This is a genomic window from Pseudomonas sp. SJZ079 (assembly GCF_007993865.1).
In the GTDB taxonomy this organism is placed as follows: Bacteria; Pseudomonadota; Gammaproteobacteria; order Pseudomonadales; family Pseudomonadaceae; genus Aquipseudomonas.
Map to the genome: position 1 here is coordinate 60,357 of NZ_VIUH01000025.1, position 12,013 is coordinate 72,369.

The 12,013-nt window shown below is 62.0% G+C and carries 13 protein-coding genes and 2 tRNA genes; 6 read left to right on the top strand and 9 right to left on the bottom strand.

The window, feature by feature from the left end; genetic code table 11:
- Positions 1-28: 28 nt before the first annotated feature.
- The 8 genes from pth to FBY03_RS19020 all read right to left on the bottom strand — a co-directional run bounded on the left by pth (position 29) and on the right by FBY03_RS19020 (position 5,856).
- Complete coding sequence (pth, locus tag FBY03_RS18985; RefSeq protein ID WP_147173914.1) at positions 29-619, bottom strand: aminoacyl-tRNA hydrolase; 591 nt, start codon at positions 617-619, stop codon at positions 29-31.
- 69 nt (positions 620-688) lie between these two features.
- The gene (locus tag FBY03_RS18990) at positions 689-1,321 is read right to left on the bottom strand and encodes a 50S ribosomal protein L25/general stress protein Ctc (RefSeq protein ID WP_147173915.1); all 633 of its coding nucleotides are present in this window, start codon (positions 1,319-1,321) and stop codon (positions 689-691) included.
- 113 nt (positions 1,322-1,434) lie between these two features.
- Positions 1,435-2,376, bottom strand: coding sequence for a ribose-phosphate pyrophosphokinase (locus tag FBY03_RS18995; protein WP_147173916.1), 942 nt, complete (start codon positions 2,374-2,376; stop codon positions 1,435-1,437).
- A 46-nt stretch (positions 2,377-2,422) separates the two neighbouring features.
- Positions 2,423-2,497: transfer RNA gene (locus FBY03_RS19000), tRNA-Gln, on the bottom strand.
- Positions 2,498-2,550: 53 nt separating this feature from the next.
- A tRNA-Gln gene (locus FBY03_RS19005) sits at positions 2,551-2,625 on the bottom strand.
- A 26-nt stretch (positions 2,626-2,651) separates the two neighbouring features.
- The gene (ispE, locus tag FBY03_RS19010; protein WP_147173917.1) at positions 2,652-3,509 is read right to left on the bottom strand and encodes a 4-(cytidine 5'-diphospho)-2-C-methyl-D-erythritol kinase; all 858 of its coding nucleotides are present in this window, start codon (positions 3,507-3,509) and stop codon (positions 2,652-2,654) included.
- Positions 3,509-4,126, bottom strand: a complete 618-nt coding sequence (lolB, locus tag FBY03_RS19015; RefSeq protein ID WP_147173918.1) for a lipoprotein insertase outer membrane protein LolB — start codon at positions 4,124-4,126, stop codon at positions 3,509-3,511. Before lolB ends, ispE begins: the two co-directional genes overlap by 1 nt.
- Positions 4,126-5,856: a tetratricopeptide repeat protein gene (locus FBY03_RS19020; RefSeq protein ID WP_147173919.1), complete on the bottom strand. Its 1,731-nt coding sequence runs from the start codon at positions 5,854-5,856 to the stop codon at positions 4,126-4,128. The genes lolB and FBY03_RS19020 overlap by 1 nt, the downstream gene beginning before the upstream one ends.
- Positions 5,857-6,043: 187 nt before the next feature.
- On the opposite strand from FBY03_RS19020, the gene hemA reads away from it, so the two are divergent.
- The 6 genes from hemA (at position 6,044) to FBY03_RS19050 (ending at position 11,621) form a co-directional block, all read left to right on the top strand.
- Positions 6,044-7,324 (top strand): glutamyl-tRNA reductase, encoded by a 1,281-nt coding sequence (gene hemA, locus FBY03_RS19025; RefSeq protein WP_147173920.1) that lies wholly within the window; start codon positions 6,044-6,046, stop codon positions 7,322-7,324.
- Entirely contained in the window at positions 7,321-8,403 is a 1,083-nt protein-coding gene (gene prfA, locus FBY03_RS19030; RefSeq protein ID WP_147173921.1) for a peptide chain release factor 1, read from the top strand. The genes hemA and prfA overlap by 4 nt, the downstream gene beginning before the upstream one ends.
- 215 nt (positions 8,404-8,618) lie before the next feature.
- Complete coding sequence (prmC, locus tag FBY03_RS19035; protein WP_147173922.1) at positions 8,619-9,452, top strand: peptide chain release factor N(5)-glutamine methyltransferase; 834 nt, start codon at positions 8,619-8,621, stop codon at positions 9,450-9,452.
- 7 nt (positions 9,453-9,459) lie between these two features.
- Positions 9,460-10,215, top strand: a complete 756-nt coding sequence (locus tag FBY03_RS19040; RefSeq protein ID WP_147173928.1) for a molybdopterin-synthase adenylyltransferase MoeB — start codon at positions 9,460-9,462, stop codon at positions 10,213-10,215.
- The gene (gene murI, locus FBY03_RS19045; RefSeq protein WP_147173923.1) at positions 10,208-10,996 is read left to right on the top strand and encodes a glutamate racemase; all 789 of its coding nucleotides are present in this window, start codon (positions 10,208-10,210) and stop codon (positions 10,994-10,996) included. The genes FBY03_RS19040 and murI overlap by 8 nt, the downstream gene beginning before the upstream one ends.
- Before the next feature lie 115 nt (positions 10,997-11,111).
- Positions 11,112-11,621, top strand: a complete 510-nt coding sequence (locus FBY03_RS19050) for an acyloxyacyl hydrolase (RefSeq protein ID WP_147173924.1) — start codon at positions 11,112-11,114, stop codon at positions 11,619-11,621.
- A 173-nt stretch (positions 11,622-11,794) separates the two neighbouring features.
- On the opposite strand, the gene FBY03_RS23135 is transcribed toward FBY03_RS19050, so the two are convergent.
- Positions 11,795-12,013, bottom strand: a 219-nt coding sequence (locus FBY03_RS23135; RefSeq protein WP_218570803.1) for a hypothetical protein, incomplete at its 5' end; no start/stop codon positions are given.

Sequence of the window (12,013 nt, forward strand, 5' to 3'; positions counted from 1 at the left end):
ATCCCTCGCGCGAAATGGCGGTAAAGAGTTAAGAGGTGGCTTTCTGGCTGTGCAGCTTGTGCATCGCCTTGTTCCAGTCGCCGGCGAGTATTTCCGGCAGTACGCCTAGGGCGAAGTCGATGCTGGTGTCCAGCAACTCCTGCTCGCTGCGCGGGGCGCGGCCGAGCACGTAGTTGGAGACCATGCTGCTGTGCCCTGGATGGCCAATGCCAAGTCGCAGGCGGTGAAAGTCTTTTTGGTTACCGAGCTGGGCGATAATGTCGCGCAGCCCGTTATGCCCGCCGTGCCCGCCACCCTGTTTGAGTTTGGCGACGCCTGGCGGCATATCGAGTTCGTCGTGCGCCACCAGAATAGCTTCTGCGGGTATGCGGAAGAAATTCGCCAGCGCCGCCACGGCCTGGCCGCTGCGGTTCATGTAGGTGGTGGGAATCAGTAGACGAACATCGTGACCCTGATGGCTGAATTTGCCGGTCAGGCCGAAATATTTGCGATCAACGCTTAAGTTGATGCGCTGGCTGTGTGCCAGGCGCTCAACGAAAAGGGCTCCTGCATTGTGCCGAGTCTGGTCGTATTCAGGGCCGGGGTTACCCAGGCCAACGATCAGTTGTACGGCAGTCATGTCAGAAGCCCTTTCGTGGAAATAGCCCAGTCGCTGATGCGTCTAGGCTGTTTTCCGGCGATGCGAGAGTTACTCGGCAGCGCCTTCGCCTTCGCTTGCGCCTTCTACATCGCTTTCTTCTTTAGCGACGCGGGAGGCGTGGATGTTAGCCACGGCCAGGTCGTTGCCGTGCGCCAGTGCAACCAGCTCGACGCCTTTCGGCAGGCTCAGGTCGGACAGGTGAACGATTTGACCCAGTGCAACCTTGGCCAGATCCACTTCGATGAATTCTGGCAGGTCTTTTGGCAGGCAGGAAACTTCTACTTCAACCAGGGTATGGGAAACTTCGCCGCCACCTTGCTTGACGCCAACTGCGGTTTCTTCGTTGAGGAAGTGCAGTGGAACGTGAGCGGTCAGTTTCTGGCCGGCCACTACGCGGATGAAGTCGGCGTGCAGCACGAAGCCTTTGGCCGGGTGACGCTGCAGGGCTTTAACCAGTACTTGCTCAGTACTGCCAGCTACATTCAGGGACAGAATGTGGCTGTAGGCCGCTTCGTTCTCCAGCAGCTTAGCCAGTTCTTTGGCCAGCAGGGTGATGGATTGCGGGGCTTTGTCGCCACCGTAGATTACCGCAGGTACCAGGTTGGCGAGACGACGCAGGCGGCGGCTCGCACCTTTCCCCAGGTCGGAACGCACTTCAGCATTCAGGGCAAATTCAGTCATTTCATTTCTCCAAAATAACCAAACCGTCCTTCACGCTTGCGACCAGCGACCGGACGGTTGGGTAAAAAGCCCCGCACAGAGCGGGGCGCATTTCGTTCAGCTGCGATTCCGGGTTAGCGGAACATCGCGCTGATCGACTCTTCATTGCTGATGCGGCGAACCGCTTCAGCTACAACGGGGGCGATATCCAGTTGGCGAATGCGCGAACAGGATTGTGCGGCGGCGGACAGCGGGATGGTGTTGGTCACCACCAGCTCGTCCAGCATGGAGTTTTCCAGGTTTTCTATTGCACGTCCTGACAGTACAGGGTGGGTGCAGTAGGCGAAGACCTTGGCGGCGCCATGTTCTTTCAGCGCTTTGGCCGCGTGGCACAGGGTTCCGGCGGTATCGACCATGTCATCGACCAGGATGCAGGTGCGGCCTTCCACGTCACCGATGATGTGCATCACCTCGGACTGGTTGGCTTTCTCGCGACGCTTGTCGATGATCGCCAGGTCTACACCCAGGGACTTAGCCACGGCACGTGCACGGACCACACCGCCGATATCCGGGGAGACGATCATCATGTTTTCGAAGCGCTGATCTTCGATGTCATCCACCAAAACGGGGGAGCCGTAGATGTTATCTACCGGGATATCGAAGAAGCCTTGAATTTGATCCGCGTGCAGATCGACGGTGAGAACACGATCGATACCTACCACGGTGAGCATGTCGGCCACGACTTTGGCGCTGATTGCCACGCGAGCGGAGCGCGGGCGGCGATCCTGGCGGGCGTAGCCAAAGTAGGGGATGACTGCGGTGATTCGGGTGGCTGAGGAGCGGCGTAAGGCGTCGGCCATTACTACCAGTTCCATCAGGTTGTCGTTGGTTGGCGCGCACGTCGGCTGAATCAGGAAGACGTCTTTACCGCGAACGTTTTCGTTGATTTCAATGCTGATTTCGCCGTCGGAGAACTTACCGACAGAGGCATCGCCGAGGGGGATGTGCAGCTGACGTACGATACGTCGCGCCAGATCGGGGTTAGCGTTCCCCGTAAAGACCATCATCTTGGACACGCGCAGTACCTGCCGGCTGAGGGTATACCTGGATGAGTATAGAAAATGGCAGGGGCGGCTGGATTCGAACCAACGCATGGCAGGATCAAAACCTGCTGCCTTACCGCTTGGCGACGCCCCTGTATCGTGTTTGTCCCGAATGCTTTTAGTCATACAAGCGCCCGAAGGCGTTAATGGCAGGGGCGGCTGGATTCGAACCAACGCATGGCAGGATCAAAACCTGCTGCCTTACCGCTTGGCGACGCCCCTACAGCGTATAACTAACTCTTGCGCATTCACTTCTTGGCCAGTATTTCGAGCTTGCGGTGCAACATCGAGATGTTGCGACCCTGAGCGACAAAACTCGGCAAAGTGGCCGGAAGTTGGCGGGCGACTTTATCAGCATCGTCCCTGTTTGGGAAGCTCCCAAACACACAAGCTCCAGTGCCGGTCAATCTGGCTTGAACAAATTTGTTAAGCAAGATCAAAGCGTTACGAACTTCTGGATAACGCTTCTGAACCACCGGCTGGCAGTCGTTATGACCGCCCCCCTCAAGAAGGCTGCGAACTTTAATGGGCGGCGTATCGCGTGTCAACTCAGGGTCGGAGAAAACTTCCGCTGTGCTGACAAGGACTTGCGGGATTGCTACGAGGAACCAGGGTTCGCTGAGCTCCAGCGGTGTGAGTTTTTCGCCGATACCCTCGGCAAAAGCGGCGCGACCACGCACGAAGACCGGCACATCGGCGCCTAGACTGAGTCCCAGCTCCGCCAGACGATCTTCGGACCAATCAAGTTGCCAGAGGTGGTTGAGGCCGAGCAGGGTGGTGGCCGCGTCCGAGCTGCCGCCGCCGATACCGCCCCCCATGGGCAGGCGTTTGTTCAACCAGATGTCGGCGCCACGCGAGCAGTTGGCTTGCTGCTGCAGTTGGCGGGCTGCGCGGACGATCAGGTTGCTGTCGTGCGGCACGCCGGGAATATCCGTGTGCAGGTGAATTTGACCATCTGCGCGGGGGGCGAAGGTCAGCTCGTCGCCGTGGTCGAGAAACTGAAACAGGGTCTGCAGCTCGTGATAGCCGTCGGCACGGCGACCGAGGATGTGCAGCATCAGGTTGAGCTTGGCCGGCGCCGGCAGGGTGAGGAGTTGCTTGGCCATTACTGTCCAAGCTGACGCGGCTGCCAGTCCTTGATGACCAGGGTGACTTGCAGGTCATGTCCGTTGAGCTTGAGGCGTTCGGGCAGCCAGAAACCGTTCTGTTCGGCGTAGCTCAGGTAGTCGACCTCCCAGCCGTCCTGGCGCAGCTGCGCCAGGCGACTGTCGCCATCCAGGGTTAGGCGGCTCTTGCTGTTGGGTGAGGGCAGGCCGCGAATCCACCAGAGCAGGTGCGAGACTGGCAGGTTGAGCCCCAGCTGTTGTTGCAACAGGGCTTCTGGGGAGGCGGCCTTATAGCGGCCCTGGTTGGCTACTTCCAGCAGAATGGCCCCGGGGCGGCCGGTCAGGCGCGCGGCGCCGCGGCCGAGGGGGCCGGACAGGCGGATGTCGTAATAGTCCTGACGCTGCAGCCAGAACAAGGTGCCGCTGCCTGAGTCTTTCGGCGCGCGAATGCCGACCTTGCCGCTTATCTGCCAGGCATCGAGGCTGCCGACCTGTTGTTTGTGCGCTTGCCAGAGGGCGGAGTCGCCCTGGCCCTCAAGCGCTTCGCGGGAGGTCAGGCCGGCGCAACCGGCGAGCAGGATGATCAGGCTGAAAACGATAAGCGGGCGCACAAGCATCAAGGTGTCTCTGATCCGGTCAGGCGCAGCAGGGTGCTACGCAAAATGGGGCTGTCGGGTTGTTGTTTGAGCGCGCCTGCCCAGACTTTCCGGGCTTCTCGCTGTTTGCCTCGGGCCCACAGCACTTCGCCGAGGTGAGCGGCGACTTCGTGGTCGGGAAAGCGTGTTAGCGCTTGGCGCAGCAGGCGCTCGGCCTCTTCCAGGTTGCCCAGGCGATAGTTGACCCAGCCGAGGCTGTCGAGGGTCGCCGGGTCGTCCGGGTTGAGCTGCAGGGCTTGTTCGATCAGGGCTTGCGCTTCGTCATAGCGTGTAGTTCGGTCGGCCAGGGTGTAGCCGAGCGCATTGAGCGCCATGGTGTTGTCCGGCTCGCGCTCTAGAATAAAGCGCAGGTCCTGCTCTAGCTGATCCAGATCGTCGCGTTTCTCCGCGAGCATGGCGCGGGTGTAGAGCAGGTTGAGATCGTCGGGAAATTGCTCCAGCGCTTGCTGGATCAATAACCAGGCGCGCTCTTCTTGCTGCTGCTTGGCCAGTGCCTCTGCTTCGATCAGGTAGAGCTGGATGGCGTAGTCGGGTTGGTTTTCCCGGGCGCTGGCCAGGCGTGTGTTGGCTTCGTCGAACCGTTGGCTATTGAGCAGCAAGTCCGTCTGGCGCGCCTGGGCCGGGAGAAAGTCGTTGCCCGGGCCGACCAGCTGGTATTCGATCAGCGCGCTTTCCGGTTGCTTCACTGCCTCATAGGCGCGAGCCAGGTTGTAGTGCGCCGCATCGACATGACTGCCGCGTTCGACCAGTTCTTCCAGGTAGACGATGGCTTCGCGCCAGGCTTCGGCTTCGAGGCAGACCAGGGCGAGGGAGAAGCGCAGGTCGTCGTCTTCGGGGAACTGTTGCACCAGCGAGGCGAACTCACCCTTGGCATCGTCCAGGCGGTCTTGTTCGACCAGCAGGCGCGCATAGGTCAGGCGTAAGCGTTTGTCATCCGGGTGCTGGCGAATGCCTTTTTCCAGCAGCGGCAAGGCTTTGTCGCCGCGCTTCAGGCTTTGCAGCAGGCGTGCGTGCAGCAGCAGCGGCGCCACTTCGCGGGTGTCGGTAGGTTGCGCTTCGAGCAGCTCGAGGGCTTCTTCCGGGCGATCATCCTGCTGCAGGAGTACGGCCTTGCCGAACAGCAGTTGGCCGTTGCTCGGGTGCTTCGTCAGCAGCCGGTCGAAGCTTTGCAGCAGGCCGGCGCGGGTGTCCGGGTCGGTTTCCGCGGCAGACAGGGCGAGGAAGTCGAAGTGGGTATCACCCTGGCGTTGCAGGACGGTTTCCATGTAGGTCATGGATTCGTCGTAGCGGCCGGCCCGCGCCAGTTGCACCGCAGCGGCGCGCTGGGCGTCAATGCTGTCGGGAGCATTGGCCGCCCAGATCAACGCGGTATCCAGCGCCGCCTGTTCGGCGCCGAGGTATTCGGCAATCCGAAAGCCGCGCTCGGCGACGCCAGCATCCTGGGTCGCGTTGGCCTGCTGGACATAGTTGCCGAGGGCGATGTCGAAGCGGTTGCGTTGCCCGGCCAGCTCGGCAGTGAGCAGCGCCAGCAGGGTTTCCTGGCTGAACGAGCTATAGACCTTCGGCTGCGAGGTTTGCGCCGAAGAAGCAGCCTCCTCGACCGGCGGTGTGCCGTCAGGTGTGGAAGCTGTGAAGGTTTGACAGCCGCTTAGCAAGGCCAGGGCGGTCAGCAACGCGAAGGATCTATTCATAGAGAAAAAGACGACTAACCTGCGGTCGGGGCATCATGACACAAGCCGTTGGGCAAGCCCATGGGGGCAAGGCGCGATAGCTGATTGGAGGGGGCGCTCGACAAATGGGACAATAATCGGCAGTGGTTGTTCTCGCTCTGGCGAAGTAGGACAATTGTCGGCTTATCTTCCCTGTCAGCGACCCTGCATGGCCTTTATTGCCCTCGGTATCAACCATAAGACCGCCTCGGTGGATGTCCGCGAACGTGTGGCCTTCACTCCGGAGCAGTTGGTTGAGGCTTTGCAACTGCTCTGTCAGCGCACGGCCAGTCGCGAGGCGGCGATCCTCTCGACCTGCAATCGCAGTGAGCTGTATCTCGAACAGGACAGCCTGACCGCTGATGCCGTGCTGGCCTGGCTGGCCGATTATCATCAGCTCAACCTCGACGACTTGCGCGCCTGTGCCTATGTGCACCAGGACGACGCGGCGGTGCGCCATATGATGCGTGTCGCCTCCGGGCTGGATTCCATGGTGCTCGGCGAGCCGCAGATTCTCGGCCAGATGAAGTCCGCCTACGCCGTGGCCCGCGAGGCCGGGACCCTGGGCCCGCTGCTGGGGCGTTTGTTCCAGGCGACCTTCAGCACCGCCAAACAGGTGCGCACCGATACCGCCATCGGCGAGAACCCGGTGTCCGTGGCCTTTGCCGCCGTCAGCCTGGCCAAACAGATTTTCAGCGACCTGCACCGCAGCCAGGCGCTGCTGATCGGTGCCGGCGAAACCATCAGTCTGGTGGCCCGGCACCTGCATGATCAAGGGGTCAAGCGCATCGTCGTGGCCAATCGAACCCTGGAGCGCGCCAGCACCCTGGCCGAGCAGTTCGGCGCCCACGCCATATTGCTCTCGGACATCCCCCAGGAATTGGCCAACAGCGATATCGTCATCAGCTCCACGGCCAGCCAGCTGCCGATTCTCGGCAAGGGCGCGGTGGAGAGTGCGCTGAAACGGCGCAAACACAAGCCGATCTTCATGGTCGACATCGCCGTGCCACGCGACATCGAGCCCCAGGTCGGCGAGCTGGATGACGTGTACCTGTATACCGTCGACGACCTGCATGAGGTGATCGAGGAAAACCTGAAAAGCCGCCAGGGCGCCGCCGAAGCCGCCGAGGAACTGGTGGCCGCCGGTGCCGACGACTTCATGCTGCGCCTGCGCGAGCTGGCCGCGGTGGACGTGCTCAAGGCCTACCGGCAACAGGGTGAGCGCTTGCGCGATGAGGAGTTGGCCAAGGCCTTGCGTGTGCTCGGCAACGGCGGCTCGGCCGAAGAGGTGCTGGCGCAGCTGGCCCGCGGTCTGACCAATAAACTGTTGCACGCGCCCAGTGTGCAGCTGAAAAAACTCTCCGCCGATGGCCGCGTCGAAGCGCTGGCCGTGGCTCAGGAACTCTTTGCCCTCGATGAGGGCGCGCCGTCCAATAAAGGCCTGCAATGAAAGCTTCACTGATCAACAAACTCGACCTGCTGCAGGATCGCTTCGAAGAGCTGACCGCATTGCTCGGCGATGCCGAAGTGATCGGTAATCAGACCCAGTTCCGCGCGTATTCCAAGGAGTACGCCGAGATCGAACCGGTGAGCCAGGCGTTCCGCGAGTTCCGCAAGGTTCAGGGCGATCTGGAGGGCGCCCAGGCGTTGCTCAAGGACAGCGACCCGGATATGCGTGAGATGGCGGAGGAGGAAGTCGCCCAGGCCAAGGTGCAGCTGCTCGAGCTGGAAGAGCGCTTGCAGCGCATGTTGTTGCCTAAGGACCCGAAAGATAGCCACAACGTGTTCCTCGAAGTGCGCGCCGGCACCGGCGGCGACGAGGCGGCGATTTTCTCCGGCGACCTGTTTCGCATGTACTCGCGCTACGCCGAACGTCGCGGCTGGCGGGTCGAGGTGCTCTCGGCCAGCGAGGGCGAGCATGGCGGCTATAAAGAAGTGATCGCCCGGGTCGAGGGCGATAACGTCTATGGCAAATTGAAATTCGAATCGGGGGCCCATCGCGTGCAGCGCGTGCCGGAAACCGAGTCCCAGGGCCGTATTCACACCTCGGCCTGCACCGTGGCGGTGCTGCCGGAACCGGACGAGCAGGTGGCGATCGAGATCAACCCGGCGGATCTGCGCGTCGACACTTACCGCTCCTCCGGCGCCGGTGGTCAGCACGTCAACACCACCGACTCGGCGATCCGTATCACCCACATTCCCACCGGTACTGTGGTCGAGTGCCAGGAAGAGCGCTCGCAGCACAAGAACCGCGCCAGGGCCATGTCATGGCTGGCGGCCAAGCTGAATGATCAGCAGGAGGCGGCGGCGCACAAGGAACTGTCCGACACGCGCAAGTTGCTGGTCGGTTCCGGGGATCGCTCCGAGCGTATTCGTACCTACAACTTCCCCCAGGGGCGGGTCACCGATCACCGCATCAACCTGACCCTGTATTCGCTGGGCGAAGTGATGGCCGGTGGCGTGGACGCGGTGATCGAACCGCTGCTGGTCGAGTACCAGGCCGACCTGCTGGCCGCCCTAGGCGATTGATCCAGCTCAGGACTACGCAAATGCAGAATCCCGTAAGGTGGGTTAGGCGCGCAGGTTGAAGATGTGTATGCAAGAGTATTGGCGCGCTGTAATCCGCCATGGCAACGGCCTTATCCGTGTTGCGCCGGGTTACGCGGCGTCCGACTATCCTGACGCCAGTGCATCGGTCGCATGCGCCGCTAACCCAGCCTACGAGTCGTAGCCCAGGAACCCGCATGGTCACCATCGAATCCTTGCTCATTAATGCCGCACTGCCCGACTCGCCAACGCCGCGCTTGGACGCCGAACTGCTGCTCGCTGCGGCGCTGGGCAAGTCGCGCAGTTATCTGCACACCTGGCCGGAACGTGAGGTCGGCACCGAGCAGGCCGTACGTTTTGCCGTCGATCTTATCCGTCGCCAGTCCGGTGAGCCGGTGGCCTATATTCTCGGTCAGCAAGGCTTCTGGAGCCTGGAGCTGGACGTGGCGCCGCATACCCTGATTCCCCGCCCGGACACCGAGTTGCTGGTGGAGGCTGCTCTGGCGCTGCTGCCGGCCACGCCTGCGGCGCTGCTCGACCTCGGCACCGGCACCGGTGCCATCGCCCTGGCACTGGCGGCCGAACGGCCGGCTTGGCGTTTGACCGGCGTGGATCGGGTAGCGGATGCGGTGGCCCTGGCCGAGCGCAATCGGCTGCGCCTGCAGTTGGCCAACGCGACTTTCTGCCGGAGCCACTGGTTCGGTGCGTTGGCCGGTCGGCGCTTTCGGCTGATCGTCAGCAACCCGCCCTATATCGCCGCGGACGACCGTCACCTGACCCAGGGCGATGTGCGTTTCGAACCGAGTAGCGCGCTGGTGGCTGGGGTGGATGGTTTGGACGATATTCGGCAGATCATCGAACAGGCACCGGACTATCTTGAGTCCGGTGGCTGGCTATTGCTCGAACACGGCTTCGAGCAGGCCGCGGCGGTGCGTGAGTTGCTCGGCCTGCGCGGCTTTACCGCGGTGGCCAGCCGGCGTGACCTGGGCGGCCATGAACGTATCAGTCTGGGGTGTTTCAATCATGAATGAACAGACCATGCTGAGTGATGACGAACTGCTGCGTTACAGCCGGCAGATTCTCGTCCAGCAGATCGATGTCGAGGGCCAGCTGCGCCTCAAACAGAGCCGCGCGCTGATCATCGGCCTCGGTGGATTGGGCTCGCCGGTAGCGCTGTACCTGGCGGCCGCCGGGGTCGGCGAATTACACCTGGCGGATTTCGATACGGTGGATCTGACCAACCTGCAGCGGCAGATCGCCCATGACACGCAGAGCATTGGCCAGAGCAAGGTCGACTCGGCGATGGCGCGGCTTGCGGCGATCAATCCGCAGATCCACTTGCGCGCGCACCGCAGTGCCCTGGACGCCGATTCGCTGGCGGCTGCGGTGACCGCGGTGGATCTGGTGCTGGATTGTTCGGACAACTTCGCCACCCGCGAGGCGGTGAATGCCGCCTGCGTCGCCGCGGGCAAGCCCTTGGTCAGCGGCGCGGCGATTCGTCTGGAAGGGCAGCTCTCGGTATTCGACCCACGGCGTGCCGACAGCCCCTGTTATCACTGCTTATACGGCCACGGCAGCGAAGCCGAGTTGACCTGCAGCGAGGCTGGCGTGGTCGGGCCGCTGGTCGGCCTGGTCGGCAGCCTGCAAGCGCTGGAAGCCTTGAAGCTGCTGGCCGGTTTCGGCGAGCCGCTGGTCGGGCGCTTGCTGTTGGTCGATGCGCTCGGCTCGCGCTTTCGCGAGTTGCGGGTCAAGCGCGATCCGGCGTGCAGCGTCTGTGGCAGTGCGCATGGCTAATAATGCGCCGGTTGGCGTGTTCGACTCGGGCGTCGGTGGCCTCTCGGTCCTGGGTGAAATCCGCAGCTTGCTGCCGCATGAGTCGCTGCTGTACGTGGCCGACAGCGGCCATGTGCCCTATGGCGAGAAGAGCCCCGAATTCATCCGTGAGCGCTGTCGGCTGATTGCCGCGTTCCTGCTCGCGCGTGGCGCCAAGGCGCTGGTGCTGGCGTGCAATACCGCCACCGTGGCCGGGGTGGCCGAGCTGCGTGAGTTGTACCCGGAACTGCCGATTATCGGCATGGAGCCGGCGGTCAAACCGGCGGCGGCGGCGACCCGTTCCGGGGTGGTCGGTGTGCTGGCCACCACCGGCACCTTGAAGAGCGCCAAATTCGCCGCGCTGCTCGACCGTTTCGCCAGCGACGTGCGGGTCATCACTCAACCCTGTCCCGGGCTGGTCGAACTTATCGAGGCCGGCGAGCTGAACAGCAGTGCAACCCGCACCCTGTTACAGGGATTGGTCACGCCACTGCTGGATCAAGGCTGCGACACCCTGATTCTCGGCTGCACCCATTACCCGTTCATCAGGCCGCTGCTGCGCGAGCTGGTGCCCGAGTCGGTGAGCCTGATCGACACCGGGGCGGCGGTGGCGCGGCAACTGCAGCGGCTACTCGCCGAGCGCGGGCTGCTGGCCGCTGGGCCGGCCCGACCCGGTTGCTTCTGGTCCAGTGGTGAACCGTCGCAGATGCACGCCGTGTTGCCGTTACTGTGGGGCGAGGTAGCGCAGGTCGATCGGTTTTGACCGCGATTATTGCGCAGTGTTCGCGGCCATTCGACTTCCATTAACAGTAAATATTTCTATACTCCCAGACAGTTCGAAGCGGTTTTATCGTGATCTTCAGCACAAGGATAATTACATGAAGAAGTTGTTTGCCGTTGCTGCGCTTGCAGCTTTGTCTATGGGGAGTGCCGCTCAGGCCGCCGATGTGACCTTCGCCATTGGCCAGTCCGGCGACTCGACCATGGTCTATCGCGTGGGGACTCAATTCGATTTCAGCAGCCGCTGGTGGCAGAGTGACGTCGGCCACCTGAGCGGTTACTGGGATGCCGGCTACACCTTCTGGGAGGGGGATAAAACCTCGAGTAACCACAGCCTGTCCTTCGCCCCTGTGTTCGTCTACGAGTTCGCCGGTGATACGCTCAGGCCTTATGTCGAGGCGGGTATCGGCGTGGCGGCATTCGCCCATACCGAGCTGGAAGACAACGACCTGGGTTCGTCTTTCCAATTCGAGGATCGCCTCGGTTTAGGTGTGCGTTTTGCCGAGCAGGAAATCGGTGTGCGCGCGCTGCACTACTCCAACGCCGGCTTGAAGCAGCCGAACGATGGTGTCGAGGCCTATACCCTGCATTACCGCTTGAGCTTCTAAACACTCGCGCGTCACGTCGCTGGGCACCGCCTTAGCTGCGTCTGTCCAGGGCTGCGGTGTGCAGAGGAAGAAAAACCGGGTCGATGCCCGGTTTTTTTCTGGCTCTGTCCCAATAGTGTGTTGCATGGCACGACCCACCACCGCCTCCTGCTGTAAGTAGATCCGTCGGTGGGTTAGGCGCCTGGCACAAGGCTATTGGCTGTTACCCGGTCAGTTGCGCCGTAACCCACCATGACCTGCACCGCCCACCCTACAAAAGCTGCGGCCAACACGTTACTGGGACATAGCCCTTTTTTCTGGTTCTTCGCATTGTCGCGGGGAAGAGAGGATTGACAGTCAGGGATGCAGGTAAATTGGCAGTCGCCAAACACACCAGCCCCTGCACCCTGCTG

Coding starts and splice junctions, on each gene's coding strand:
- prfA (WP_147173921.1), top strand. CDS start 7,321: ATGAAAGCTTCACTGATCAACAAACTCGACCTGCTGCAGGATCGCTTC.
- ispE (WP_147173917.1), bottom strand. CDS start 3,509: ATGGCCAAGCAACTCCTCACCCTGCCGGCGCCGGCCAAGCTCAACCTG.
- prmC (WP_147173922.1), top strand. CDS start 8,619: ATGGTCACCATCGAATCCTTGCTCATTAATGCCGCACTGCCCGACTCG.
- murI (WP_147173923.1), top strand. CDS start 10,208: ATGGCTAATAATGCGCCGGTTGGCGTGTTCGACTCGGGCGTCGGTGGC.
- FBY03_RS19040 (WP_147173928.1), top strand. CDS start 9,460: ATGCTGAGTGATGACGAACTGCTGCGTTACAGCCGGCAGATTCTCGTC.
- hemA (WP_147173920.1), top strand. CDS start 6,044: ATGGCCTTTATTGCCCTCGGTATCAACCATAAGACCGCCTCGGTGGAT.
- FBY03_RS19020 (WP_147173919.1), bottom strand. CDS start 5,856: ATGAATAGATCCTTCGCGTTGCTGACCGCCCTGGCCTTGCTAAGCGGC.
- lolB (WP_147173918.1), bottom strand. CDS start 4,126: ATGCTTGTGCGCCCGCTTATCGTTTTCAGCCTGATCATCCTGCTCGCC.
- FBY03_RS19050 (WP_147173924.1), top strand. CDS start 11,112: ATGAAGAAGTTGTTTGCCGTTGCTGCGCTTGCAGCTTTGTCTATGGGG.
- FBY03_RS18990 (WP_147173915.1), bottom strand. CDS start 1,321: ATGACTGAATTTGCCCTGAATGCTGAAGTGCGTTCCGACCTGGGGAAA.
- pth (WP_147173914.1), bottom strand. CDS start 619: ATGACTGCCGTACAACTGATCGTTGGCCTGGGTAACCCCGGCCCTGAA.